The organism is Sulfurimonas sp. RIFOXYD2_FULL_34_21 (genome assembly GCF_001830805.1).
GTDB lineage: Bacteria > Campylobacterota > Campylobacteria > Campylobacterales > Sulfurimonadaceae > Sulfurimonas.
The window spans coordinates 86,092-110,899 of sequence record NZ_MICH01000008.1 but is presented as its reverse complement, the minus strand read 5'-3'; the positions used below and the strand labels follow the sequence as shown (position 1 = coordinate 110,899).

Sequence of the window (24,808 nt, the reverse complement as noted above, 5' to 3'; positions counted from 1 at the left end):
AAACAAGGTATAAATAATGAGTACGATAAAAGAGTATTTAACAGCCAATCATGGTCATTGCGATGAGTTATTCGCCAATATGGAAGATGCGGTAGCTAATTCAATAGAGAGTGCAAAGGAAGCTTATGAAGAGTTTGCAAAAGATACTGAGAGACACTTCCAAATGGAAGAGCGTGTTATGTTTTTGGAATTTGAACAAAAAACGGGAATGACACAAGGTCCGACTGCTATGATGAGACATGAACATGCACAGATGAGAAATCTAATAGCAGAGATGGGTGCGGCAATAGAAGCTAAAGATAAAGATAAATTTTTCGGTAAAAGTGAAACGCTGATGATTTTAATGCAACAACATAATATGAAAGAGGAACAAATGCTCTACACGATGGCTCAACAGCATTTAAGTGCAGAGTCTGATCGTATTGTTGAAATGATGCAGTCAATGATTGTTGAGTAATTAAAGGAAACTGATATGGATTTTGACGGGTTATCGGTTGATCAGGCACCGCCCATATCGGCACCGGTTAGATTTTTTCTAACGGCGCCACTTTTTGCAGTTCTTGCAGGAGTATTAATATTATTTAGTGATGCCTCAGTTCTATCGAGCAGATTTTCTACCGAGTCGATAGTTATTACACATGCTATAACAATCGGTTTTTTAAGTTTTGTGATGTTTGGTGCTTTGGTTCAAATGCTGCCGGTTTTAGCAGGAGTTAGAGTTTCAAGAGTCGGTTTGGTTTCAAAAATATCATATATATTTATGTTATTTGGAACTCTCTTTATGATTTTTGGATTATGGCTAAATATTTCAAAACTTATTTTAGCGGCAGCACTCTTTTTAGGTGTCGGCTTTTTAGCGCTTATCATTCCAATGCTGCTTGCATTTAAAAATGTTGTAAATGTTACTGCGAGTATAAGAGCTATGATAACGGCTCTTGTTTTTGCTTTTTTAATTACACTGATAGGAATGCATCTTTTAGCCTCTTACGGAATCGGCAAATTTTCGGCTTCACATCTTTTATTTGCAAATATTCACAGTGTTTGGGCTATTTTTGGCTTTGCCGGTATTTTGATTATCGGTGTTGCTTTTCATGTATTGCCTATGTTTTATGTTGCGCCTAGATTTAAACAATTTTGTAAAAAAAGAGTAGTATGGTTAATTGTCAGCGGACTTTTATTATGGCTTGTCTTAAATATTTTTATGGAGTCGTATGCTACGGCGGCAAAAATATGGATAGCACTTTTCTTTTGGGCGTTTTCAACAACGGTATATTTAAAACTAAATGCCCGTCGTAGAAAAGTTAGTGATGTAACTGTCTGGTACTGGAGAAGTGCGGCAGTTTTTATGACTCTTGGTACATTCGCATGGAGTATAAATGATTTTTTTGATGAAAGATATATCGTAATCGTTGCAATTTTAATAGGGGGCGGATTTATCTTCTCAATTATGTCTGGAATGTTATATAAAATAGTACCGTTTCTAGTCTGGTTTCATTTAAATGCAAAAGGCTATATGAGTATTCCTACCATGAATGACATGATAAATAAAAAATTGGCGATAATCCAGTATATACTCTTTTTGATCTCTTTAATTGGTTTTATAATCTCATTTTTTATCTCAGCTTTATTACCACTGTTTGCGCTAACATTTATGGCAAGTATGCTAATATTAGAGTACAATGTTATAGGTCCTGTTTTAATCTACATGAAGATTATTAAAACAAAGCCGGATTTTGATATGAGTATGTTTACGATGAAAGTAGAAAACTAAAAGTGAAAAATATCATTTTGATTGGGTTTATGGGAGTTGGAAAGGGCAGTGTTGCTCGTGAAGTTATAAAGAGCTCTGATTATTTAGCAGTCGATACGGATGACCTGATAGAGAGTATGGAAAACAGAACTATTAAGAAGATATTTGCGGATGAGGGAGAGGGGTATTTTAGAGAGTTAGAGAGAAAAGTATCATTATGGCTTGAAGAGAGTCTTAAAAATACTCTTATATCAACAGGTGGCGGGTTTCACAAACAGAAAAATTTAAAAGAGATAGGGGTTATAGTTTTTTTAGATTCTCCTTTTGAGAAAATAATCAAAAGAATAAAAAATCATCCAAATGCTTCCAAAAAGCTTAAAAAAAGGCCTCTTTTAAATGATTTGAAAAAGGCAAAAGAGTTGTATGACCAAAGGCTACCGGAGTATAAAGCTCTAGCCGATATTATTATAGACGTAACAGATAAGAGTGCAGCACAATGCGCTAAAGAACTTCTTTTAAAGGTAAAACAGTATGCGTAAAATTTTTATATATTTCATAATAAGTGCAACAGTTGCCATATTTGCTTCTGAGGTAAAATGGGCTAAAGATTACAATAGTGGAATAAATGATGCACAAAAAGTTATAAAACCTGTTTTATTTGTCTCTTCAAGACACTCATGTAAATATTGTGTAATCTTAGATGAGACAACTTTTAAAGATAAAAAAGTTATTGAAGAGTTGAATAAAAACTTTATATCTATAATATCTTACAGTGATGAAAATGACTATATGCCTCAAGAACTGTGGCAGCCTGGGACTCCTGCAATATGGTTTTTAAAACCAAACGGTCTTCCTATGTATCAGCCTCTTATGGGTGCAGTGGATGCCGAAAATTTCTTAAAAGCATTGGTTATAGTAAAAGAAGAGTTTAATAAAGGAAAAAAATAGACAATGATTTTTATAAGTTCAAAAAGTACTGATTTTAAAGTCAAATTTAATGAGATCTTGCAAAGAGGCAAGATGGATATAGCTCAAGTTAGTTCGATAGTTGGAAATATTATAGATGAAATAAGACGTGATAAAAATGAAGCACTAAAACGACATATTGCGAAATTTGACAAATGGACTCCAAAAAATGACGAAGATTTAATGATATCTGCGGAGTCTATGCAAAGAGCATATAATAATATTGATGATGAGTTAAAAAAAGCGCTTCACTTATCTTACGATAGAATTAAAATATATCACCAAAAACAGAAGCCTAAATCTTGGTTTGATACTGAAGAAAATGGGACAATACTAGGTCAAAAAGTAACACCGGTTGATAGTGCAGGGCTTTATATACCCGGTGGGAAAGCGGCTTATCCGTCTTCACTATTAATGAACGTTATTCCCGCTCAGGTTGCAGGAGTTGAAAATATAGTAGTTTGTACTCCTACTCCCGATAATGAGCCTAATGAACTTTTGCTTGCTGCATGTCATCTTTGCGGTGTAAATCAGGTTTATAAAGTCGGTGGAGCTAGTGCTATTGCGGCAATGGCTTATGGAACACAGACTATCCCTAAAGTGGATGTAATTACGGGTCCTGGAAATATATTTGTTGCGACTGCAAAAAAGATGGTTTTTGGCGATGTAAATATTGATATGATAGCAGGTCCTAGTGAAATCGGAATACTTGCAGATGATAGTGCTAATGCTTCTCATATGGCAATTGACATGTTGTCTCAAGCTGAACATGATGAGATGGCAAGTTCTATTTTAATAACTCCATCGCAAAAACTTGCCGATGAGGTAAAAGTTGAACTTGAGAAGTGGCTACTTAAACTTCCACGTCAAGAGATTGCAAGAAAATCTATTGATGAACGCGGAGCAATTATAGTAACATCTGATATGAATGAAGCAGTAGAGCTTATGAATGAGATAGCGCCTGAGCATCTTGAAGTTGCAACAAACAATCCTTTTGAGTTACTTTCTAGCATAAAGCATGCAGGAGCGATATTTTTAGGACATAATACTCCTGAAGCAATAGGTGATTATGTAGCAGGTCCAAACCATACTCTTCCTACCGGTGGAACAGCTAAATTTTACTCTCCGCTTGGAGTTGAAAATTTTATGAAAAAAACATCTATTATTTCATTTAGTGCTAAAGCTATAAATAAGATAGGAGAAGAGTGTGCATTAATAGCTAGTACCGAGGGGTTAAGTGCACATGAACAATCTGTTAGAGTAAGACTTAAAAAATAAAAATTTCAAATATCTACAAGAAGAAAAAATATTATAAAATTATCACATTTTTATAACTAGTTTAAGCTTTATGTAGGTAGTATTCCTACTAATAAGAGACTTTATCTGCTTAGAATAAGGTATTCTTTTTTAAAAGATTAACTTTAGTTATAAATCTTAAAATATTTGTCTAGCAAAGACTATAAGGAGAGTATATGCAATTAGGCTTCCTAGTTGATTTGCATCTATGTATGGGATGTAAAGGATGTGAAATCGCATGTAAAGTGGAAAATGAAGTTCCGCTTAGTACATGGAGACTTCGTGTAAAATATGTAGATGTAGGAACTTTTCCTGAAACAAGAAGAACTTTTACGCCACTTAGATGTAATCACTGTGAAAATGCACCGTGTGAGAGAATTTGTCCGGTTAGTGCGCTTCACTATTTGGAAAATGGTATTGTAAATATAGATAAAGAGCGCTGTATCGGTTGTGCGGGTTGTGTTATGGCATGTCCATACGGAGCTATATATATTGATCCTCAAACACAGACTGCAGACAAGTGTACTTACTGTGCTCATCGTGTTGCTTCAAGCATGATGCCGGCATGTGTTGTTGCCTGTCCTGTTCAAGCTAATATTTTCGGTGACTTAGAAGATCCGACTTCAAATATTTCAAAATATATTCAGGTTCATCAAGGCGGAGTTCAAGTTCGTAAACCGGAAAAAGGTACAAATCCTCATCATTTCTATGTAGGTGGCGGTAATATTACCTTAAATCCTCTTGCTTCTCATAGAATTGAGGGACATCAGCTATTTAATAATATTACAACACTTCCAGTAGGAGGACACCACTAATGGCGGCACATGAAATTTTAGCAGCAACAAATGCTGTAGTTACTCTGGATATAGCACTACCTGGTGTTGTTTGGCCATGGTTAGTTACTGTAAATATGTGGGCAAAAAGTATCGGTACCGGTGTTATTTTTATGCTTTTTATGCTTCTTAGAATGCACCCTGAATCAGTTAAAAATTTAAGATTGACAACGACAATAGTTGCATTTATATCTATTAATATTTTCTTACTATTTACGCTAGCAGATCTTCATCAGCCGTTTAGAATGTGGCATATATTTGTTTACTCTAGTTGGTCATCAGCAATCGCTTGGGGCTCATTTATGGCTTCCATATTTCTTGGGCTTTTGACTCTTCTTGCGTTTCTTGCATATAAGAAAAATGATGAGACTTTTGACAAAGTATTGTTATGGACTGCAATTCTTGCAATACCTGTGACGCTTTATACTGCTGCTTTGATGGCTCAATGTACTGCTCGTGAACTGTGGCAAATGCCCACAGAAGCTGCTCAAATGATTTTAGCTGCAACACTTTCCGGTTCTGCGGCTATGATTCTTATTGGTGGAAACAAGCTTTCTGATGAAGCTAAAAAAACTTTAGGCGTAGTTCTTGGTTTAAGCGCACTAATGGCTTTTATTATCTATATGTCAGAATATATTTTTGGACCGATGAAGGCAGAAGAGGTTGCTGCAGTACTTGAATATATCAAAGGTGATGGACCATATACTGTTATGTTTTGGTTAGGTCAATGGATGACATATATTTTACCGATGTTGTTCATATTGTTAAGCAGAGCTAACAAGTCTGATAGTATTTTAAGACTTGCAGCGATTTTAGCACTGGTAGGATTAGCTATAGTTAAGCATGTATGGCTGATGATTCCACAATTATTACCAATGAGTTAGGGAGAAATTTTAATGTATTTAGAAAGCAGAAGAACATTTTTAAAAGGTGCCGCATTTACTATTGCCGGTGCTTCTATTGCAAAAGGCGTATTTACGACCGATGCAATTGCCGACTCAGTAGCTGAGAGCAAATTTACTAACACACCAAAATCATTATCATTTTATCCTCCGATGGAAGAGTGGAGTGATTTTAAAGAGTTGGACGGAGATGATTGGAAAAGAGGCGGTATTGATCGTCATGGCGTAAGAAGTGAATCAAATCCAAACGGTATTGAAGTAAACGACTATGCAATAGTACCTACTGCATGTTCAAACTGTGAAGCATCTTGTGGTTTAACAGCATGGATTGATAAAAAATCATTTACAGTTAAAAAATATATGGGTAATCCTCTACACCCTGCATCACGCGGTCGTAACTGTGCAAAAGGTTATGCAACGCAATCTCAAATGTATGATCCAGATCGTATAGCGTTTCCGCTAAAAAGAGCACCAGGTTCTGCTCGTGGGGAAGGCAAGTGGATTCGTACTACTTGGGATGAGGCTATGACATCTATCGGAAATAAAATGCATGAAGCAATAAAAGGTGACGATGAGTTGTCTAAAAAATCATGTATGTTCCATGTAGGTCGTCCTAATGAGAATGGATTTACAGGTAAAGTTTGGCAGACAATTGGTCAAGATTGTTTCAACTCACATACAAACATCTGTTCTTCAGGGGGGCGTACACCGACTATTCAGTGGGCAAATGATGATAGAACATCTCCGGATTGGGCTAATGCTAAACTTGTATTTCTTAACTCGTCTCATGCAGCTGATGCTGGTCACTACTTCCAGCAATCAGCTTCATTTATAGCAGACGCAAGACAAAAAGGTGCTAAGCTTGTAGTTATGGATCCTCGTATGTCAAACTCAGCTGGTATGGCTGATTTATGGATTGCTGCTTGGCCTGGAACAGAGCCTGTTATCTATCTTTATCTAGCGCAAAGAATGTTGTCTGAGAACAAAGTTGATAAAGCATTTGTTAAAAAATGGCTAAACTGGGAAGTATTTTTAGATAATAAAAAATATTTAGAGTTTATGGTTAGCAAAGGGTATATTTCAAAATTACCAGATGGCGATAATTTTGAAGATTTTATTAATGTTTTAAAAGAGTTATACTCCCCTTATACATTAGATTTTGCAGTTAAAGAGACTCATGTCCCTGCATATAAGCTTGAAAAGCTTTATGATATGTTTATCTGGGCAGGTACTGCTATATCTTCATACTTCTGGAGAGCAACGGCGGCAGGTAACCGCGGTGGATGGATGAGCGGACGTACAGGATATTTTGCCCTTGCCCTTCGCGGTGCGATAGGTCCTGAGGGTGGTACATTTTTCCATCACTGGCATGTTATTTCAGTAGCAGGTAAAGGAGGTAGTTCAACTGTCGGTCAAGGTAAACGTGGTTCAGATGTTCCAAAAATTGATGTTTATAATGAGCTTTCATGGCCGCCTGAATGGCCTATCTCTACTTACGAGCTATCATACCTTTTACCACACCTTCTTGCCGATAAAAAATGGCAGAAAAAATGGCAAGACAGAGGATTAAAAGTAGCTGAGAAGTTAGCTGTTTGGATTCCTCGTATGTACAATCCTGTTTGGATTAATCCGGATGGCTTTAGATGGATAGACACTATCAAAGATGAGTCTAAAATGGAGCTTACATTTAATCTCTCTCCTGTATGGTCTGAAACAAACTGGTATGTTGATTATATTTTACCTGTCGGTTTAGCAGGTGAGCGACACGATCAGCACTCAGAGGCTACTATGCCTGCAAGATGGACATCATTTCGTCAGCCTGTTATGAGGGTTGCTTTAGAAAAAGCCGGATGGAAACCTAAAAATCCTAATCGCGCTACATTAGAGGCTCATATTAAAGCAGGTCTTGGCGAAGTATGGGAAGAAAATGAATTTTGGTTTGACATGTGTGTTAACTATATCGATCCAAAAGGCGATGTATTCCTTGATGCAGATAAAACAAAGACTATTAAGTCAATGTGGGAGTCTAAGAAAAATCCAGGTAAACCTGTAACTATTTCTGAATGGTATGATGCTGCATTTGGAGATAATTTACCAAATCTAAAAGCAAAAGCTACTTCTGATGATAGATATAAAAATGCTGAGTACCCTGTATATGAATATATGAGAGACCACGGTGCATGGATGGAGGAGAACAATATCTACTCTGCACAAGAACGTGAAATAAAAGACGACGGTGAAAATTATATCTCTCACGGTCATAAATATGATAAAAAACATGTAACTGTCAATAAACGAACAGGTGTTATGACTGCAGAGTCTCATGGTGAGAAAAAAGCTATTGGTATTGAGATAGACGGTAAAAAGATGGAAGGCTTTGCGACGTTAGATAAAAAACTTGACTTCTTTTGTGAGTGGTTGGCAGATGATTGGAAGTGGCCTGAATACTCTATTCCGTTTTATCCAAGAAGTGAGCAAGAGAAAAAAGAGATGCTGCATATTGTATCACATGTAAATCACTCTTACATGGTAGAGAAAGATTCATATGCACTAAATACTGTATTCCGTCTGCCGTATAATATTCATACACGTTCTGCAAACAGCAAACATCTTATGGAGATTTCACAAAATCATGACCCTATCTGGATTTCAACTCCAGATGCTGCTCGTCAAGGATTTAAACGTGGAGATGCAATACGTGTTAGAATAGTTGACAGTTTAACAGGGTTAGAATCTGGTTACTTTGTTGCTATGGCGGTGCCGACTGAGGGTGTTCTTCCTGGGACACTTGCATGTTCACACCATGGCGGTCGTTGGAAACTTGTTAACTCTGTAACTATTCCAAACGGTGTTACTGACGGTAAAGTTGATTCTCAGCCAGTTGCTCGCAATATGAATGACCCTAAGTTTATGGCTCATTCACCTCTTGATGCAGGTAAAGAGGCTGGACAAATCAAGATTGAAAACTATAACGGTACTTCAGGGTTAAATAGTTTTGGTGTTCCTACTGCGGAGCTTCAAATGGATGGTAAAGTAGGCAAACTTAAATATGTTGAAGGAATTAAACCTTTCCATACTGAAAGATTTGCAGATTATAACCGTGATAGCGGAAATATTTGGTGGGATGGACTTAGCGGTTCATGGCAAAATGCCGTAGCGGCTCCTCATCCAGACCCTATTTCAGGTATGCACTGTTGGCATCAAAAAGTTATCTTAGAAAAAGCTCAAGCCGGTGACAAGATAGGCGATATACATGTAAACTATGACAATAACTTCAAAGTTTATGAAGGATGGAGAGATCAGCTTACTCGCGGGTTAGATGAGAATTCTACGCTTCGTCGTCCAAAACACATCAAACGTCCATGGGTGCCACTTTCAGGCAAAGCATACGAAGTGAAAATTACAAAGTAGTTATCCTTTGTAATTCGCTAAACGGGAAAACCCCCGTTTAGTGTTAACTTTTTTTGAATTATTATATTCCAATCCACCACATTCTTAGCCACAATCCTATAGTAGAGGTATAACCGACTTCACTAAATGCTTCGTTGCCATTTTTATCATAAATTATAGTTGTAGGAAAAATAGATACACCAAATTTTTCACCGATTTTGCCGTCGTAATCATTAACAACATTGAAATTAAAGTTTTTATCCATAATGTACTCTTCAATCTCTGAATCACTTCCTGATTTATATGCTATTGTAATGACACTGTATCGCTTAGAAATTGATTGAATATTTGATGCCTCGGCTCTACATGTAGGACACCATGTTGCCCAGAAGTGAATTAAAATTGGTTTGTCCTTTGGCACAGCATAGGAATCATTATTTAGTAATTTAAAAGTTGATATTCCAAGAGGGTCTTTATTTAATTCCTGACTTCTGTAGATGCTTAATAAATTTGCAAACAATATCATAACAATAATAAAAACAACTATTTCTTTAATATACTTAACTATTTTATTTTTCATAAATCTTTATCTTTTTGTCGTAATTTTGTCATTTTAACACTTTAGTAATTATTTATTGCTAATATTATACAAACAAAAGGATGAATATGTATAAGATTATAACTCTATCGACAGCTGTAATGCTTCTGTTAATCGGATGTAGTTCTGAAAAAGGTGTTACCTACAAGTCAAATATGTTTCAAAGCGTAAATGAACAAGATGCAGTATTGCTTCAAGATGGCAAAAATAAAAATTACTGTGTAAGATGTGGAATGGATTTAGTCAAGTACTATAAAACAAGTCACAGCGCAACACATGATGGTAAGGTTTACCAATACTGCTCCATTCACTGTTTAGAAGATAATCTAGGAGATGGAGTAGAGCTTAAAAACCCTAAGGTAGTAGATGTCGAGAGTTTGCAGTTTATAGATGCTACAAAAGCCTACTATGTAGTCGGAAGTAGTAAAAGTGCTACAATGAGCAGAATAAGTAAGTATGCTTTTAAGAGTGAAGAAATGGCAAAGAAATTTCAATCTCAACACGGCGGTGAGGTTATGGATTTTTATAAAGCTTTAGATATTGCTAAGAAAGATTTTAAGCATTATAAATAAGATAGTATATAACAGTAAGAGACTTTTCTCTTACTGTTATTAAATCATAATGCCTTTTATCGTAAAATATAAGAGTCCTGCAAGGATACCTGCAGCAGGCACTGTAATAAGCCAAGCTGCAACAATTTTCTTAATAGCATCTCGTCTTACATATTGAACTTTTTTAGCTTTTTTGATATTTTTTTTAGTTGATTTTATTATCTTCTTTTCATTAGCAATAAGCTTATACAGTTCTACAATTCTAGTGTAATCATATTGCGTTTTTTCACTTTTTTCTTCTATTATTTTTAGTTCAGCTTTATATGCATCCCTATTTTGCTGCTCATCTTTTATAATGCCGATATCTTCTTCAATGGTATGGTTATTCTCATCTTTAACATGTAGCCACTCTCTTAAGAAGCCTACGCCAAATACGCCACCTATGGCAATGTGCGTTGAGCTTACGGGAAGACCTAGTTGAGAAGCAAGAATTACGGTAACAGATGCAGCCATAGCAATAGAAAATGCTCTAATTTGGTCAAGCTCCGTTATTTCGCTGCCTACAGTTTTAATCAGCTTAGGACCATATAAGGCAAGACCAAGAGAGATTCCCAAAGCTCCTACACCCATTACCCATAAAGGTATTGAAGCACTAGATGAGACACCGCCGTTCACAACCGCATCATTAATTGCAGCGAGCGGTCCAATTGCATTTGCAACATCGTTCGCACCGTGTGCAAAACTTAGAAGTGCCGCTGCAAATATTAGAGGTATTGTAAATAGAGTATTCACAGATACTCTTGTATTTTCTAAAACCATAATATTTGAATTGACTCTTTTCTTAACTAACAAGTAAACAAAAATAGCTATAATAAGACCAATCGTTAAAGCAACGGTAAATGTAGGTTTTTTTGTTATTTCAAGAGATACCATCGGTAATGCATTAAGGGATTGTAAAATCTTCGGCCAGATATGCTTAACACCTTTTAAGATAATATATGTAACAAAAGCCCAAGACATTATTGCGACAAAAATAGGAACGTAAATTTTAGCAGCTTCTATTTTGTCATCTTTAAAAACAATTGATTTTTTTATTGCAAATAAAAAAACTGCGGCAATAACTCCGCCTAAAATCGGTGAAATAACCCAAGAAGCGGCAATACTGCCCATTGTTGACCAGTTAACTATATCAAATCCCGCAGCAGCAATTCCTGCTCCCATAACACCGCCTACAATAGAGTGCGTCGTAGAAACGGGAGCTTTCATCATTGTAGCAAAGTTAAGCCATAGTGCAGCGGCAAGGAGTGCCGCCATCATAGCCCAGATAAAAGGATCGGCATTGCCCCCAAATGCAGATATATCAATAATACCGTTTTTTATAGTTTTAACAACTTCTCCTCCTGCAATAAGTGCACCTGCAGCTTCAAAAACAGCGGCAATTATAATTGCAGTCGTTAAAGTAAGAGCTTTTGAACCTACTGCAGGACCTACGTTATTGGCAACATCGTTAGCTCCGATATTCATTGCCATATAAGCACCGATTAACGCTGCAACGGCTAAAAACATGTTGTTTGATATACCGCCGTTTTTTAAAAAACTAAACGTTAAGACGCCTATCATAAAAAAAAGTGCAAAACCTAGCCTCGTGAGGTCTGTAGCACTCTTCTTCAATGCTTCTTTTTGAAGTTTATTAACCGTATGAAATTCCATTAAATCCCTTTTTTATAGTTAAGCGCATTATATTCTAATCTCAATTATAGATTTATTATAGACTTCAGTTTAAGAGCTAAAGATTATTTTTTCACATAAGCATTTATAATTTTTTGCTCTTCTAGTGGTCTGTCTCCGGCTGATTGCCCAAGTGTAGGTACATTTTCAAGCTTTTTTACAACTTTCATTGATTCTTGTGTAACTTGACCGAATATTGTGTGTCTCCCATTTAGCCAAGGAGTAGGAGCAGTTGTTATAAAAAACTGACTTCCGTTTGTATGCTCTCCTGCATTTGCCATAGCTAAAACTCCTGCATGAGAAAACACTTTATCTTTATATTCATCCTTGAAGGCTCTCTTCCATATACTTTCTCCTCCTCGACCTGTTCCGCTTGGGTCTCCGCCTTGAATCATAAAGTTTTTAATAATTCTGTGAAATATAAGACCCTTATAGTAACCGTTATTAATATGTGTGGTAAAATTTTCTACTGCTAATGGTGCGACATCCGGAAATAACTCAACTTCTATTGTTCCCTGCGTTGTTTCTAAAATAACATGTTGATTTTTATTTTCTGCGTTAAGTGCTACTGCAAAAAGCATAAGTAGTGTAAGAATGATTTTTTTCATCTGTTCTCCTGTTTAATATTTGATAGCTAGCATTGTACCTATTTTTATTAAAATTTAGATGGATAAGCTTTTTGATTTGGTATGTTGATTGAAAATGAATATATTGATTATGAAGAATTTGCCGCATTTACATCTGCGGCAAATAGAGATCTTATTTACCTGCTAAAACACGGTCTTTAAGACCTTTGCCTGCTTTAAATTTTGGAACCATCTTATCTTGCGTAGTATAAGTTTTGCTTGTACCAGGAACTTTACCGCTTTTTCCTTTTTGAAGTGAAGCCCCAAAACTTCCAAATCCTACTAGAGATACTTCCTCTTTGTTTACTAAAGCTGAAGTCACAGCTTCTGTAAATGCTTTGATAGCTGCTTCAGCTTCAACTTTAGTCTTGTAATTACCGCTTGCTTGCACTAGTTCAACGAATTGAGCTTTATTCATAAATTTACCCTTGAATTTATAAAGATTTTCCGAAACTACAAGAACTTTAAAACAATATTTCAGAGTCAAGTAATTCAGCTATAGACACTTTATAGTTTATTTGCTTAAAGATTTCTTCTTTTTATCAAAAAATGAGAAAAAATGTTCTGTTTTTCTTTTTTTTAATCCTAATTTTGCACGTTTGAGTAGTTTTGAAAGAACACTACTTATGTTGCTAGTTATAATTAAAGACGATAATTCTTTCATTTTTTCATACTTTTTATTACCTGCGTGTATAGATAAAAAAACCTCTTCTAAGCCATCTCTTTCTTGTTTTGTTAGGGTACTCATCAACTTAATCCTTAAGTTTATTGATTTTTCTCACAGCTCTAATTATCTCTTCATCTTCAAGTCTTCCAAGCATTTGCATTACAGTAATTGCAGCTTGAGGTTTTGCCCGTCCTAGCTTCCAATCCTGATATGTTCTCATAGAAATTCCCAATGAATTAGACATATCTTTAAGTGATATCTTCTTTCCATTATTTTTGGATTCTAAGGCGTTATGAAGAATATTAAACAGATCATTAATTTGCATGAGATGATTGTACGTAATAAATACTTAAATATATATTTAAAATACATAAACATACATAAAACATTATTATTAAGAAATTAAAACGTATATTAAAATATTAATTATGTGTTTAGTATGGTATAAAACATTAATTACATACGGAAAAACGTATATTAATTATATAGAAATATTTTTAAAAAGTAAAAAAAATTGTAAAATTTTATTGCTTATTATGAATTTATTGTGATTTTTTTATTTGTTGGATGAAGTGTAATATAGTTTTGAGACTCATTTAAATAAAACTCATCATAAGCTCTTTCATCTGTTTTACATGTAAGTTCTTCTGTGTTATTGAATATAAATGTAACTGTATTCAGTCCCCTAAAAGGTTCTTTAATGTTTACTTTGGCTTCTTTTGCACTGTTTGTGATTTTGTCTTGTATCTTTTTCAACTGATTTATTTTATCTTTAATAGGTGCAACTTGTGATAAGGTGTGCTTTTGAGCTTTTTCAAGTTTGTATTTTAACTCTTCTATTTCAGCTGTTAAAAAGTTGTATTTGCTCTTTAGCGTAGGAACTTCTTTGTAATTAATTTTAAATAGATTATTTTCGCCGCTGACTAATCTCACATTTATAGAGTTGGATGCGTAAACTTTTAAATTGTTTTTTACAACTCCTATTATTACATTCTCTGCATATATTGTTCCGCCTATGCAGTTTTGGACTTCAACGTTAGTAGCATAAACTTCGCCGCCTTCTAGGAGTTCTATTTTTGCACTGTGGCATCTTAGTTTTCCTTTGTGTCTGTTAACAGCCGCAAATTTAGCTTCTTGTATAGAATCTTTATGTGTTGCACCGTCTATAGTAAGATTAATTGCTTTTAGTTTTGATTTCGCACCTACATGACCGTTAATATGGATTGTTTCTGAAGTAAGTTCAACACCCTCTCCTAAACTGTCTATAGAAGTGTCGTTTTGAGAAATAATAACTTCTATGTTATTTGATTCATCTTTTGCAACAGAGTCGTGAACACGTGAGAGATGTTTCATCTTTATTTTATTGTCTATATAAAAGTTATCTTTGTCAAAATGGACATACCCTTTTACTTTGCTTGTATAGACTTTTTTATCATCATTTTCTACTATTTTTATACTGCTTTTATCAACATCACATTTTAAATCATTATTATTGCTTAAGTATTGGTTATCAACAATTTCGCCAAATGCATTTAAGCCGTTTTTTCCAAATATAGGTTTTATATAATCTACTAACGCCTCTCCTTCATCAACCTCTATGACTTGATGATTGCTCTCTTTTTGCAAAAAGCGCATAATTAATCTGCTACTTCTTCTTATCTCAGGGTCTATACCGTTAAACAGAGGAATTTTAACTTTGTTTATAAATTTATCGTTATAAAGATATTTCACAAAAGTTTTTAGTTTATCTCTCATTTGGGTATCAAAAATATTTATTAAAATATTGTTTGCGGCTTTTATATTGTTCAACTCTTTAAAGAGCAACATATATATCTCTTTTGGTTTATACTCTTTGTATGGAATTTGTGATTGCGGATGTAAAACTATAGAAGCAGACGTGTTGTTATCTGAAAAAACTATATTGTAGGTTAGTTTTATAAGGCGTTTTGTAGTTTTTTTTACGGTAATTGTGTAAATCTGCTTAAATCTTACATGTTCATTAATCATTTTGTCATTGTTATCGTAGTAGTTACGTATATCTTCATTATAGATGACAAAACTATCATTGGAAATTGTTTTTATGTATGTGTCAACGCCGTTAATCTCAAATGAAAACTCTAATGCAACTGATTCACTCTCTGAAGCAAATTTCTCAACCGTAGCATTAATTTCTTTTGTTTTAAACTTTTTAGTAAGCAAGCAAATCACTGTAGTCGTATTTTGAAAAGTCTAAGTATAATTTACCGTCTTTGTGTATTACTCTTATATCGGAATCATAAATATCTAAAAAACGTTTTTTGATGATTTTTCTTTGAGATGACTTTATATTTAATGTTCTTAGATACTCTTTTAGCTCAACCATCTTAGGCTCAAATATCTCTTCTTCATTGTGATAATGGAAGCTTTCTACTTCATGTATAGTTGTTACTATTTGCTCTTTTTCAAGGCTGAGTTTTTTATTTATAAGTTCTAAAATATTTTTTAACTGCGTATCTTTTGAGCTGTAAATATGTTCTATTTTATCTCTCTCATCACGAAGCATCTGCTCTTTATCATCAATAAGTTTATCAATTTTTGCTTCTAGTTGAACTATTTTATCTTTCAGGAATCTATTTTCCTTTTGGTACAGTGCCAAAACTGTTGCAACAGTAGTTTTTGGTTTAATTATTTGGCTATTATCTTTAACTATTATATTTTTTTCTTGATAGTTTTCATCTTTATTATATTTATCAAATAAATCTTTTGTTACTACAATATATGTCTGACCTTCTTCAATGAGATAGTCTAATTTTTTTGTTCTAATTTTTGAACTTACCATCTCTTTAGACATTTTAAAATGTTTACAATATTCATCTATCGTTAGTCTCATGTAAACTCCGGATTATTTTTTTGCTATTTTATCATAATAAAGTTTTTAAAAGTTATTTTAAATAAAGCCTGTAATATAATTAGGCAAAAAATTTATAAAAAAGAGTTTAATAATGGGTATTTTAGATATTGTAAAAGCGGGCGTGTTATTTGGTGATGATGTACAAAAAGTTTATCAACATGCTAAAGATAACGGATTTGCTATTCCCGCAGTAAATGTTGTCGGTACGGATTCCATAAATGCAATATTAGAGGCTGCCGCAAAAGTAAAATCTCCCGTAATTATTCAATTTAGTAACGGCGGAGCTGCTTATTATGCAGGTAAGGGCTTAAGCAATGAAAATGAGAAAGCAGCAATTGTAGGCGCTGTTTCTGGAGCGATACATGTACATATGATGGCAGAGAGTTACGGTGTACCTGTTATATTACATACCGATCATGCTGCAAAAAAACTTCTTCCTTGGATAGATGCTTTGCTTGAAGCAGGAGAGAATTATTATAAAACTCAAGGCAAACCTCTTTATTCGTCTCACATGTTAGATTTATCGGAAGAGCCGCTAGAAGAGAATATAGCAACCTGTAAAGAGTATCTAAAGAGAATGAGCAAGATAGGAATGAGTATAGAGATAGAGCTTGGCGTAACCGGCGGAGAAGAGGACGGAGTCGATAATTCAAGTGTAGATAACTCGCTCTTATATACTCAACCTGAAGATGTGGCTTATGCATATAAAGAGTTAAGCGAAGTCTCTCCAAATTTTACTATTGCAGCATCTTTTGGAAATGTCCACGGTGTTTATAAACCTGGCAACGTAGTGCTGACTCCAAAAATTTTAAACAACTCTCAAAAATATATACAAGAGAAGTTTAGCACCAAAGACAAACCTGTAAATTTTGTATTTCACGGCGGCTCAGGTTCAACTCTTGAAGAGATTCGTGAAGCAATAAGCTATGGTGTTATAAAAATGAACATCGATACCGATACGCAGTGGGCGACTTGGATTGGTGTTAAAGAGTATTACGAGAAAAACAGAGATTACCTTCAAGGTCAAATCGGAAATCCTGAAGGTGAAGACAAGCCGAATAAAAACTACTACGATCCTAGAAAATGGCTAAGAAGCGGGCAGTTGACTTTAGTTAAAAGAGTTGAAGAGGCATTTTCTGATTTAAATGCTATAAATAGAAACTAATTCTATCCACGACATGTAGATTTTTTACATGTTGTGGATATCTTCAATATTTTTTACATGTGGATTTTGTAAAAAATAGTGAGAAAGTAGATGGTTTAATCTGTTTTGATTAAATCTCCAAAACTTTTTTTTATCAAAATCATTATCTTCTAGCATTAAACTAAAGAGCTCTTTATTATCTAAAGCAGTAGCGTTTTGTTTTATAATTTTTATCATAAGATTTTCTAACTGCTCAGTAGCTTCTCTTGTCGTATCATCGTCTTGGAGTTGTCTATTTGGTAAAAAAGCGTATATTTTCCAGATGCTCACTACAAGCAGCAGTATAAAAAATATCATCATTAAGGTTGATGTATGCATACCCACTCTTTTGCTTTAAATTTTTTATAAATAATATGGATTGTATCATAAGATTTTGGTTAAAATTGCAATAATAGGATATAAAATGAATGATAAAGTATTTACAAAACCGATAAAAAAACAGTTTGAATTTGATGAAGAGGTTGCTGCTGTATTTGATGATATGCTTCAAAGAAGTGTGCCTTTTTATAAAGAGTCGCAAAAGATTACGGAGTTTTTTGCACATAAAGCCTTAAAAAACGGTGGGGTAGCTTATGATTTGGGATGTTCAACCGCTACACTACTAATAAATATAAGCAGGAAGCTAAAAACAAAAGCAACTTTGATAGGGCTTGATAATTCTGAAGCGATGCTTGAACAAGCTAGAAGAAAATGTGAAGCATTTAAGGCAGATATAGAGCTTATAAATGCAGATATATTAGAGTATGAGTATAAAGAGGCTGATTTATTTGTTAGCAACTATACCTTGCAGTTTATTCGTCCCTTAATTCGTGAAGAACTTGTTAAAAAGATAGCTACTTCTTTAAAAAAAGATGCATTATTTATATTTAGCGAAAAAGTTATTAGCCACCACTCAAAATTAAATAAAGATTTGATTGAGTGCTATTATGATTTTAAAAAAGAGCAGGGCTATTCCGAGTATGAAATAGTACAAAAAAGAGAAGCTTTGGAGAATGTTTTAGTACCTTACAGTGAAGATGAAAATATAAAAATGATTAAGAATTGTGGGTTTTCGCATTGTGAAGTTATATTTCGCTGGGCAAATTTCGCAACTTTTATAGCAATAAAATAGAATCTCATTGTATTTGGATTTTCAAACAATAAGATTTTATATATCCAATTATTAAAATAATAGTAGTTTATTTATTTGGTTTTTACCAAACATTTCCCTTTGGTTTTTCCTCTTTTTTCTCCTCTTCTCCTACAATAAACTCTACGACTTGATTTGCCTTTTTGCCAATCTCTTCGTATGAGACTATATTCTCATCTTTACAATCTTTATGGTAATAACCTTGAACGTCATAATACTCACTACACTCATTTGCATAATATTTAGCAGAGATGCCGGTTCTGTTTGCACACCCTACAAAAAGAAAAAATGCTAAAGTAATTAATAGATATTTCGCCATAAAAAGTTAAAAGCAAAAAGTAATCCACATTTGCACTAAACTTTAAAACTCTCTTTTGTTTTGCAATAAGAAGCCAAAAAGCACTCAGTACATTTTGGATTTTTAGCTCTGCAGATATATCGACCAAAAAGCACCATTCCTTGATGAAGTGTACGAAGATTATTTTTAAATTTTTTAACCAATGTAGCTTCCGTTTTTATGGGCGTTGTATCATCACTTAAACCAAGTCTATGAGAAACGCGAAATACATGCGTGTCAACCGCCATAAGGTTTGCTCCGGTATATTCTATCATGACTACATGTGCAGTTTTTTGTCCGACTCCTGCAAGAGTTATCAGCTCTTTTTCATCCATTGGAATCTCGCCGTCATATACTTCTGTAACTCTTTTTGCCATCTCTATAATATTTTTTGCTTTATTGTTAAAAAATGAACAACTGTTAATTATTGATTTCACATCTTCTACATCTGCTTTTGCTAGTGTTGCGGGATTTGGATACTTTTCAAAGAGAGCAGGTGTGATAATATTGACACGTTTGTCAGTGCATTGTGCAGAGAGTGCAACTGCGACAACTAGTTCATAGGCATTTTCATAATCAAGTTCGGTTACTGCATTGCTATAATTATCAATAAAAAGTTGATGAATTTCTCTTATTTCTTGTTTTGTAGCTTTTTTCATAACGTAATTATATATAAAAGTGAAGTTGTTTAATAATCATTAGTATTAAATTATTAGAATTACCAATAATTATAAGGTTATTCTTTAAATTGAAGGAAATAAATGAAAACAGTAACAAAAGCGGTAGTATCTTTGGCAATTTTATCAACAATCTCAATGGCACAAACTCTAGTGACGGTAAACGGCACTCAAATTACTCAACAAGATGTTGATAGAGAGCTTATGAGTGCGACTCAGGGCAGATTTAATCAAGTTCCTGCAGAAAAACAAGCAGAGTTTAGAAAACAGGTTTTAGAACAGTTGGTAGCTAAAGAGTTAGTTTATGATGATGCAAAAAAAACAGGTATTTTAAACTCGAATGAATTTAAAAACAAGTATGAAGAGGTAGCACAAAGAGTAAAAAAAGAGGTAGCTATCCAAGTGTGGCAAAAACAGGAGTTAGATAAAATAACTATCTCCGATAAAGAAAAAGAGGAATACTATAATAAAAATAAGGAAGAGTTTATTGAAAATGAGAGTATAAATGCTCGTCATATTCTTGTAGAAAAAGAGGCAGATGCAAAAGATATTATAGCTCAACTTAAGCCTTTAAAAGGAGATGCTCTTAAAAATAAATTTATTGAACTAGCAAAAGCAAAGTCAACATGTACAAGTGCTCCAAACGGTGGTGATTTAGGTTATTTTACAGAGGGGCAGATGGTTCCTGAGTTCAATAATAAAGCTTTTTCAATGAAAGCTAAAGAGATTACGCTAGAGCCTGTAAAAACTCAATTTGGATATCATGTAATATATATTGAAGATAAAAAGGCAAAAACTACAAAAAGTTTTTCTGAAGTAAAACAGTTTATTGAGCAAAGACTAAAAATGGAAAAAGCCAAAACAATGATGATGGCAAAAATGGAAGAGTTAAAGAAAAAAGCAGAAATTAAATAGTTTTATATGTTCTCTCCTATCTCTAAAATATTTTTAAATGGGAGAAGTTTCTATGTTAAAAGAGATGATCTTATAGATCCTTTTTTAGCAGGAAACAAATATCGAAAATTATATACTCTTCTACAAATACAATCAGACAAATTTAATAAAATAATCTCTTACGGCGGAACTCAATCAAATGCAATGCTCGCAATTGCGGCTATGTGTAAAAATAAAAATTGGGAATTTACATACTATACCAAACCTTTAAGTGCTACCCAAAAAAATGAAAACTACGGTAATTATTATCATGCAAAAAATCTAGGAATGATACATGTAGAGATACAAGAGAAGTTTTATAAAGATTTTATAGCAACACTAAGATTTAATTTAGATGAAAAAACATTTATAATAGATCAAGGCGGAGCAGTTGCACAGGCAAAAAAAGGCTTAGAAGTTTTAGCAGATGAGATAAGAAACAGCGGCTTACATGTAAACTCTTTAGCTACGCCATCAGGAACTGGAACTACTGCTCTTTTTTTAGCGCTTAGTCTTCCTGAGTATAAGGTTTATACAACTCCGTGTGTCGGAGATAGCGTATATCTAAAAGAGCAGATGGAAGCACTTCATGAAATACCTAAAAATCTTGTTATTTTAGAGCCTGAAAAAAAATATCATTTTGCAAAACCATACAAAGAGTTTTTAGATATACACCAAAAACTTCTCAAAAGCGGAGTTGAGTTTGATATGATATATGCGCCATCTTTGTGGAAATGTTTGCTAGAACAGACAGATGAAGAGATTCTCTACATTCATAGCGGCGGAGTAAGCGGAAACGAGAGTATGCTTAGTAGATATAAGCAAAAAGGGTTTTTATAGTTTAAATAAAAACTACATTTTCGCTAATAGCTGCTCTTTTTGGGCGGTATGTATTAATTTTAGCTTCTTTGTCTTCATATCCGATAACTACGCTGTAAAGAAGGGCTAAGTTCTTAGGAGCATCTAAAACATCTGCTACAACTTTTCCAAACTCTGTTGTTGAGCCTTGCGGACAGCTATCTATTCCAAATTCTAAAGCAGCTAGCATTATGCTTTGCATGTATGCTCCGCAATCAATTAAAGCTCCCTGTGCATTATCTATCATTGATTTATCCGTAAAAACAAAAAATACCGTTTGCGCTCCAAACCATCTGAAGTTATCGTGCCACATTTTTGTTCTAGTCTCTATATCTTTTCTGTCAACTCCCATTAAAGAGTAGAGCCCTATACCCGTTTCAATTCTTCTTTTTTTATAAACAGACTTCCACTCAAGCGGATAGTATTGAATAAATTGGTCATTTTCTATGCCGCTATTCATTTTTTGAATTATTGCATCGCCTATATTTTTTAAAACTTCCTCATTGCTTATCGCGTAGGTAATCCATGGCTGCATATTTGCTCCGCTTGGAGACATTGCCGCTGCATGTAAAATTTTTTCCTGAATCTCTTTTGGTACAGGTTTTGACAAAAAAGCTCTTTTTGACGAACGGTTGATAATAGCATTGATAATTGTGTGCATATAAAAATCCTATAAATTGAGTTGCGAATTATAATGCAAATAGTTAAACATCAGGATATGCTGTCAATAGACTAAAAACACTTGACATCATATGACTCAACTAGGTATAATATTTTTACAAGTTTAACTTTCATATAATTTAATTTCAGTACTATTTAAACTAGAGAGTTGTTAAATTTGTATAGTAAAAAAATAAAATAAGGATAAAAGAATGAACAATATTTTTGAAAAATTAACAAACAACATGACGGAGGCGATAGAGTCTTCTGTTTCACTAGCGCTTTATAATAAAAATCAAGAGGTTGAGCCTGTTCACTTCTTATGGGCGCTTCTTACAAACTCAAACTCTGTTTTAAATCAGATGTTTAATAAAATGAGCACAGATAAAACAGCTATTGAGTTGGATGTAAAAAGCTTAAGCGAGAAGCTTCCTAAATCTTCAACCGTATCAAAAGAGAGTATAAGATTGTCTAAAAATTTTGTCTCTACGTTAGAAAACGGTGTGGGGCTTATGACAAAAAATGCAGATTCATTTTTGGCGGTTGATACCTATATACTGGCAAATTTAAAGAATGAACCGTTCTTTAGTATATTAAAAAAATATATAGATATTTCAGAACTTGCAAAAAACCTAGAGAGTGCAAGAGGCGGAGCCAAAATCGATTCTCAAAGTTCAGATGAGACTTTAGAGTCACTGAAAAAATACGGTATCGATTTAACGCACGAAGCAAAAGATGGGAAACTCTCTCCCGTAATAGGACGAGATGAAGAGATAACAAGAATGATGCAGATACTCATTCGCAAGACAAAAAATAATCCTATGCTGCTTGGCGAACCGGGTGTAGGTAAAACTGCTTTGGTTGAGGGGCTTGCTCAAAGAATTAGTGACGGTAAAGTTCCTACATCACTTCAAAATAAAAAAGTAATTGCGCTTGATATGAGCGCTTTGATTGCCGGTGCAAAATATAGAGGCGAATTTGAAGACAGACTAAAAGCAGTAATCGATGAGGTAAAAAAGAGCGGGAATGTAATTTTATTTATAGATGAGATTCATACTATTGTAGGGGCAGGGGCTAGTGAAGGGAGTATGGATGCGGCAAATATCCTAAAACCTGCACTTGCTCGCGGAGAACTTCATACGATAGGAGCTACAACTCTTAAAGAGTATAGAAAATATTTTGAAAAAGATATGGCGCTTCAGAGACGTTTTTTACCTATCAGCGTAGATGAACCGAGTGTAAATCAATCGCTGCAGATTTTAAGGGGTATTAAAGAGAGATTGGAGACGCATCATAACGTGACTATAACCGACAGCGCATTAGTTGCAGCTGCAAAGCTCTCTGATAGATATATAGCGGATAGATTTTTACCCGATAAAGCAATCGATCTTATCGATGAAGCTGCTGCAGAATTAAAAATGCAGATAGAGTCTGAACCGCATGCTTTAAGTAATGCAAAAATTAAAAGCTCGGAACTACATGTAGAAGAAGAAGCGTTAAAAATGGAGTCTTCAGCGGCAAATACAAAGAGACTTGAAGAGATAAAAAAAGAGCTAGCAGACATAGATGAAAAAGTTAGAAGCCTTCAGACTCAATTTACAAATGAGAAAGAGGTGTTTGGAAAAATATCAAGTATAAAAAATGAGATTGAAGCAAAAAAAAGAGAAGCAAACATTGCAAAAAGTTCTGCCGAGTTTAATCGTGCAGCGGAGATAGAATATGGAGAAATTCCTGCACTAATCGCTCAGGAAAAGCAGATAAACGAAACTTGGGCAAAGCTTCAAAAAGAGGGGACACTTTTAAAAAATAGCGTTGATGAGGAAGCGATAGCCTCAATAATTTCCAGATGGACTGGAATTCCGGTTAAAAAAATGCTTCAAGCAGATAAAGATAAAATTCTAAATGTTGAAGATGAGTTAAATAAAGAGGTCGTCGGTCAAAGCAAAGCTACACATGCTGTTGCACGTGCTATTAAAAGAAACAAAGCTGGACTCTCAAGCGGCAATTCGCCGATAGGAAGCTTCCTCTTTTTAGGACCTACAGGAGTGGGTAAAACTCAAACCGCAAAAACATTAGCTAAGTTTTTATTTGACTCTCCTGATGCAATGATACGAATAGATATGAGCGAGTATATGGAAAAACATGCAGTATCCCGTTTAGTCGGTGCTGCTCCCGGGTATGTAGGATATGAAGAGGGCGGACAGCTTACAGAAGCGGTCAGAAGAAAGCCTTACAGCGTCATACTGTTTGATGAAGTGGAAAAAGCTCATCCTGACGTTTTCAATATTTTGCTTCAAGTTTTAGATGACGGAAGATTGACGGATAACAAAGGTGTGACAGTTGATTTTACAAATACTATTATCATTTTAACTTCAAATATTGCAAGTGAAAAAATAATAAATAATCCAAACTCCGATGAATTACATAATATGGTTATGGGTGAGTTAAAAAAATCTTTTAAACCTGAGTTTTTAAACCGGTTGGATGATATAGTTATTTTTAATGCACTTGGTCGTGAGCAGATTGTTGGAATTGTTGATATTTTCTTTAGTGATATAGCTAAAAAAGTTGCGCAAAGAGAGATAGAATTGACTTTAAGCGATAAAGCAAAAGCTTATATAGCCGAAGCCGGATTTGACCCTGTTTACGGTGCTAGACCGCTGAAACGTGCTTTGTATGAAATTGTAGAAGATAGGCTGGCAGAACTTATACTTGAGGGTAGAGTTGTTGAAGGTTCACATGTAGATTTTGATTTCCAAAACGGCGAGATAGAAGTGAAAATTTCATAATAAAAGAATGTAGTGCGGTTATGA

Annotated in this window: 26 protein-coding genes; 14 read left to right on the top strand and 12 right to left on the bottom strand. The window is 34.3% G+C overall.

The annotated features are described in order from the left end of the window. Positions 1 to 16 precede the first annotated feature (16 nt). The 8 genes from A2530_RS05410 (at position 17) to A2530_RS05375 (ending at position 9,158) form a co-directional block, all read left to right on the top strand. Positions 17 to 457 carry a hemerythrin domain-containing protein gene (locus A2530_RS05410; protein ID WP_294886324.1) on the top strand — a complete coding sequence of 147 codons (441 nt, stop codon included), beginning with the start codon at positions 17 to 19 and terminating at the stop codon, positions 455 to 457. A 15-nt stretch (positions 458 to 472) separates the two neighbouring features. Further along, positions 473 to 1,771, top strand: a complete 1,299-nt coding sequence (locus A2530_RS05405; RefSeq protein WP_294886322.1) for a hypothetical protein — start codon at positions 473 to 475, stop codon at positions 1,769 to 1,771. Between the two features lie 2 nt (positions 1,772 to 1,773). After that, positions 1,774 to 2,289: a shikimate kinase gene (locus tag A2530_RS05400; protein WP_294886321.1), complete on the top strand. Its 516-nt coding sequence runs from the start codon at positions 1,774 to 1,776 to the stop codon at positions 2,287 to 2,289. Continuing rightward, a complete protein-coding gene (locus A2530_RS05395) occupies positions 2,282 to 2,698 on the top strand; it encodes a DUF255 domain-containing protein (protein ID WP_294886319.1) in 417 nt (138 codons plus the stop codon). Before A2530_RS05400 ends, A2530_RS05395 begins: the two co-directional genes overlap by 8 nt. Before the next feature lie 3 nt (positions 2,699 to 2,701). After that, positions 2,702 to 3,994 carry a histidinol dehydrogenase gene (gene hisD / locus A2530_RS05390; RefSeq protein WP_294886317.1) on the top strand — a complete coding sequence of 431 codons (1,293 nt, stop codon included), beginning with the start codon at positions 2,702 to 2,704 and terminating at the stop codon, positions 3,992 to 3,994. Between the two features lie 194 nt (positions 3,995 to 4,188). Further along, positions 4,189 to 4,827: a 4Fe-4S dicluster domain-containing protein gene (locus tag A2530_RS05385; protein WP_294886315.1), complete on the top strand. Its 639-nt coding sequence runs from the start codon at positions 4,189 to 4,191 to the stop codon at positions 4,825 to 4,827. After that, positions 4,827 to 5,729, top strand: coding sequence for an NrfD/PsrC family molybdoenzyme membrane anchor subunit (nrfD, locus tag A2530_RS05380; RefSeq protein WP_294886313.1), 903 nt, complete (start codon positions 4,827 to 4,829; stop codon positions 5,727 to 5,729). The genes A2530_RS05385 and nrfD overlap by 1 nt, the downstream gene beginning before the upstream one ends. Before the next feature lie 12 nt (positions 5,730 to 5,741). After that, on the top strand, positions 5,742 to 9,158 hold the full coding sequence (locus A2530_RS05375; protein WP_294886311.1) for a molybdopterin-dependent oxidoreductase: 3,417 nt from the start codon (positions 5,742 to 5,744) through the stop codon (positions 9,156 to 9,158). A 61-nt stretch (positions 9,159 to 9,219) separates the two neighbouring features. Here the strand turns inward: A2530_RS05375 and A2530_RS05370 are convergent, their stop codons facing one another. Continuing rightward, the gene (locus A2530_RS05370) at positions 9,220 to 9,717 is read right to left on the bottom strand and encodes a redoxin domain-containing protein (protein ID WP_294886310.1); all 498 of its coding nucleotides are present in this window, start codon (positions 9,715 to 9,717) and stop codon (positions 9,220 to 9,222) included. An 86-nt stretch (positions 9,718 to 9,803) separates the two neighbouring features. Between A2530_RS05370 and A2530_RS05365 the strand changes: the two genes are divergently transcribed. Further along, positions 9,804 to 10,307, top strand: coding sequence for a nitrous oxide reductase accessory protein NosL (locus A2530_RS05365; protein ID WP_294886308.1), 504 nt, complete (start codon positions 9,804 to 9,806; stop codon positions 10,305 to 10,307). A gap of 39 nt (positions 10,308 to 10,346) precedes the next feature. On the opposite strand, the gene A2530_RS05360 is transcribed toward A2530_RS05365, so the two are convergent. From A2530_RS05360 to A2530_RS05330, 7 genes are all read right to left on the bottom strand, one after another. Then, positions 10,347 to 11,996 carry an inorganic phosphate transporter gene (locus A2530_RS05360; RefSeq protein WP_294886306.1) on the bottom strand — a complete coding sequence of 550 codons (1,650 nt, stop codon included), beginning with the start codon at positions 11,994 to 11,996 and terminating at the stop codon, positions 10,347 to 10,349. An 83-nt stretch (positions 11,997 to 12,079) separates the two neighbouring features. Next, on the bottom strand, positions 12,080 to 12,622 hold the full coding sequence (locus A2530_RS05355) for a peptidylprolyl isomerase (protein WP_294886305.1): 543 nt from the start codon (positions 12,620 to 12,622) through the stop codon (positions 12,080 to 12,082). Between the two features lie 151 nt (positions 12,623 to 12,773). Further along, positions 12,774 to 13,058, bottom strand: coding sequence for an HU family DNA-binding protein (locus A2530_RS05350; RefSeq protein ID WP_294886304.1), 285 nt, complete (start codon positions 13,056 to 13,058; stop codon positions 12,774 to 12,776). 96 nt (positions 13,059 to 13,154) lie between these two features. Next, positions 13,155 to 13,388: a hypothetical protein gene (locus A2530_RS05345; RefSeq protein WP_294886302.1), complete on the bottom strand. Its 234-nt coding sequence runs from the start codon at positions 13,386 to 13,388 to the stop codon at positions 13,155 to 13,157. A 4-nt stretch (positions 13,389 to 13,392) separates the two neighbouring features. Further along, positions 13,393 to 13,632, bottom strand: coding sequence for an XRE family transcriptional regulator (locus A2530_RS05340; RefSeq protein WP_294886300.1), 240 nt, complete (start codon positions 13,630 to 13,632; stop codon positions 13,393 to 13,395). Between the two features lie 209 nt (positions 13,633 to 13,841). Continuing rightward, positions 13,842 to 15,515 carry a flagellar assembly protein A gene (locus A2530_RS05335; protein WP_294886299.1) on the bottom strand — a complete coding sequence of 558 codons (1,674 nt, stop codon included), beginning with the start codon at positions 15,513 to 15,515 and terminating at the stop codon, positions 13,842 to 13,844. Further along, on the bottom strand, positions 15,496 to 16,176 hold the full coding sequence (locus tag A2530_RS05330) for a hypothetical protein (protein ID WP_294886297.1): 681 nt from the start codon (positions 16,174 to 16,176) through the stop codon (positions 15,496 to 15,498). Before A2530_RS05330 ends, A2530_RS05335 begins: the two co-directional genes overlap by 20 nt. 112 nt (positions 16,177 to 16,288) lie before the next feature. Here A2530_RS05330 and fbaA point away from each other — a divergent pair, with 112 nt between their 5' ends. After that, positions 16,289 to 17,362, top strand: coding sequence for a class II fructose-bisphosphate aldolase (gene fbaA / locus A2530_RS05325; protein ID WP_294886295.1), 1,074 nt, complete (start codon positions 16,289 to 16,291; stop codon positions 17,360 to 17,362). A 24-nt stretch (positions 17,363 to 17,386) separates the two neighbouring features. Here fbaA and A2530_RS05320 read toward each other — a convergent pair whose 3' ends face one another. Beyond that, positions 17,387 to 17,719 carry a hypothetical protein gene (locus A2530_RS05320; protein WP_294886293.1) on the bottom strand — a complete coding sequence of 111 codons (333 nt, stop codon included), beginning with the start codon at positions 17,717 to 17,719 and terminating at the stop codon, positions 17,387 to 17,389. A gap of 85 nt (positions 17,720 to 17,804) precedes the next feature. On the opposite strand from A2530_RS05320, the gene cmoA reads away from it, so the two are divergent. Beyond that, entirely contained in the window at positions 17,805 to 18,512 is a 708-nt protein-coding gene (cmoA, locus tag A2530_RS05315; RefSeq protein WP_294886292.1) for a carboxy-S-adenosyl-L-methionine synthase CmoA, read from the top strand. Between the two features lie 82 nt (positions 18,513 to 18,594). Here the strand turns inward: cmoA and A2530_RS05310 are convergent, their stop codons facing one another. Together A2530_RS05310 and nth are read right to left on the bottom strand one after the other, a co-directional pair. Continuing rightward, on the bottom strand, positions 18,595 to 18,849 hold the full coding sequence (locus A2530_RS05310; protein ID WP_294886291.1) for a hypothetical protein: 255 nt from the start codon (positions 18,847 to 18,849) through the stop codon (positions 18,595 to 18,597). A 35-nt stretch (positions 18,850 to 18,884) separates the two neighbouring features. Beyond that, on the bottom strand, positions 18,885 to 19,526 hold the full coding sequence (gene nth / locus A2530_RS05305) for an endonuclease III (RefSeq protein WP_294886290.1): 642 nt from the start codon (positions 19,524 to 19,526) through the stop codon (positions 18,885 to 18,887). 102 nt (positions 19,527 to 19,628) lie between these two features. Here nth and A2530_RS05300 point away from each other — a divergent pair, with 102 nt between their 5' ends. After that, a complete protein-coding gene (locus A2530_RS05300) occupies positions 19,629 to 20,459 on the top strand; it encodes a peptidylprolyl isomerase (protein ID WP_294886289.1) in 831 nt (276 codons plus the stop codon). 6 nt (positions 20,460 to 20,465) lie between these two features. Further along, a complete protein-coding gene (locus A2530_RS05295; protein WP_294886288.1) occupies positions 20,466 to 21,317 on the top strand; it encodes a 1-aminocyclopropane-1-carboxylate deaminase in 852 nt (283 codons plus the stop codon). Position 21,318: 1 nt separating this feature from the next. Here the strand turns inward: A2530_RS05295 and A2530_RS05290 are convergent, their stop codons facing one another. Continuing rightward, positions 21,319 to 21,996 (bottom strand): nitroreductase, encoded by a 678-nt coding sequence (locus tag A2530_RS05290; RefSeq protein ID WP_294886287.1) that lies wholly within the window; start codon positions 21,994 to 21,996, stop codon positions 21,319 to 21,321. A gap of 211 nt (positions 21,997 to 22,207) precedes the next feature. On the opposite strand from A2530_RS05290, the gene A2530_RS05285 reads away from it, so the two are divergent. Further along, entirely contained in the window at positions 22,208 to 24,784 is a 2,577-nt protein-coding gene (locus A2530_RS05285; RefSeq protein WP_294886286.1) for an AAA family ATPase, read from the top strand. The last annotated feature ends 24 nt before the right edge of the window (positions 24,785 to 24,808 follow it).